The sequence below is a fragment of the Pseudomonas sp. BS-2016 genome, from assembly GCF_001806145.1.
Lineage (GTDB): Bacteria > Pseudomonadota > Gammaproteobacteria > Pseudomonadales > Pseudomonadaceae > Aquipseudomonas > Aquipseudomonas lundensis.
The window spans coordinates 1-1676 of record NZ_MLCT01000073.1; the positions used below are offsets into that span (position 1 = coordinate 1).

Annotated in this window: 2 protein-coding genes and 1 pseudogene; 1 reads left to right on the forward strand and 2 read right to left on the reverse strand. The window is 61.6% G+C overall.

Features of this window, described 5'->3' with window-relative positions:
• A pseudogene (locus BKD70_RS22315) lies at positions 1–382 on the forward strand (MFS transporter); the annotation flags it as partial.
• Between the two features lie 56 nt (positions 383–438).
• On the opposite strand, the gene BKD70_RS22320 reads toward BKD70_RS22315, so the two are convergent.
• Both BKD70_RS22320 and cynS read right to left on the reverse strand, forming a co-directional pair.
• A complete protein-coding gene (locus BKD70_RS22320; RefSeq protein ID WP_070415413.1) occupies positions 439–1278 on the reverse strand; it encodes a cache domain-containing protein in 840 nt (279 codons plus the stop codon).
• Between the two features lie 55 nt (positions 1279–1333).
• A partial coding sequence (gene cynS, locus BKD70_RS22325; protein WP_070415414.1) for a cyanase occupies positions 1334–1676 on the reverse strand: 343 nt, incomplete at its 5' end.

Here is a 1676-nt window from a genome sequence, read left to right on the forward strand (position 1 = left end):
CCCGACCTCGTTGGTGGGGACGCAGAACTCGGTAGAGCAACGAGATATCGGTGTGGCCACCAGCACCACCAACCTGTTTCGCTCCCTGGGCGGGGCAGTGGGGGTGGCTTGCATGTCGGCGTTGCTGCTGGCGCTGTTGCACGATTCCAGTTTCGCCCATTTGACGAGCGGCGCACTGGTGGCCGAAGGCAGTTCCGGCAACGTACTGCTCGACGGCCTCAACGCCGCACCCGGCCCGGCGCAGGATGCGTTGCGCGACGAGCTGGCGGTGACGTTCCGGCATTTGCTGATGGTGAGTGCGGCGGTGTCGCTGCTGGGGTTGGCCGCTGCGATAGCGATGCCGAATCGGGTACTGCGCGGCCGTGAAGACAAAGTTAGATAAGCGGACGCGGAGCGTCCCAGGCGGCGTTCCCACGCAGAGCGTGGGAACGATCAGGATCAGGGGCTGTAATACCCCACCGCAACCATGAAATGCCCGCTCTTGCGCACATAGGCATGCTTGTTCTCGACCTTGCCGGTCACCGGGTTTTTCCAGCGGTATTTGTATTCGCCCTGGTCCTGTTCGGCCATCATCTGGAGGATCGGCACACCCACCGGTTTGCCATCCGGGTCCTTGATCTTGGCAAAATCGGTGTTGATCAGGCGCAGGTTGGTGCCGTGGGCGACGTAGCGCCGGGTGTTCAGGTCCACCACAAACACGTACAGGTCATCTTGCAGGAAGCCACCTTGCAAGGAGTTGATCGCCTTGAGCGTGCCGGTTTCATCCTTGACCAACGCCTCCACCGCCTTGTTGCGCAGCGCCCGTGCCTGTTCCGGCGTGGCGCGCGGCAAGTAATAACCGACCGCCAGGATGCGTTCGCCCACCCGCTGATAAAACACATGCTTGTGTTCGACCTTGCCGTCATTCCAGTTCTGCCAGCGATAGTCAGCCTGCTGGATACCCTGGCCTTCGGGCACGCTAAGGGCTTGTTTGAACGAGGCTTGCAGGTCGGGCCCGAGAACCTCGGACACATCGCGACCGATCAGCGCGAAGGAGGGCCCGCCACTGGCCAGCAGCACGCCTTTTGTATCGACCACAAACACATAGCGGTCCTGGTCGATGAACTCGCCCTGACGGCTGAAGGCGGCGAACGCCTTGTCACCTTGCTTGTGGTAGTACGCCAAGGCTTTTTCCAGCAGGGCCTTGGCGGCTTGGGCATCCGCTTCCTGTGCCGTGGCAGCATGCACCTGGCTGCAACACAACAGCAGCAGCCAGGTGAATCGGAGCAGTCTCTTCATTTACCCGTCCCTCGTTCTTGTTGGTGTGCCAAGAGCGTAGACGGTTGGCGGCAAATCAGAAGGGTTTGGTCGGCAGGTATTTACCGTCCAGGGTGATGACCGCACGGGAGCCGCCGTCCGGGTCTTCGACTTTCTTGATGTCCAGCTTGAAGTTGATGGCGCTGATGATGCCGTCGCCGAATTGCTCATGCACCAGGGCCTTCAAGGTAGAGCCGTAGACCTGCAGCATTTCGTAGAAACGGTACATGGTTGGGTCGGTCGGTACACCGCTCGGGAAGCTGCCGCGCAGTGGGACGCTTTGCAGCAGTCGGCTGGCGTCCTCGTCAAGGCCGAGTTTGCCGCACACGATGTCGGCCGCCTCCTTGGGCAGCGGGTGCTGGCCGAGCAGGGCTGCGGTG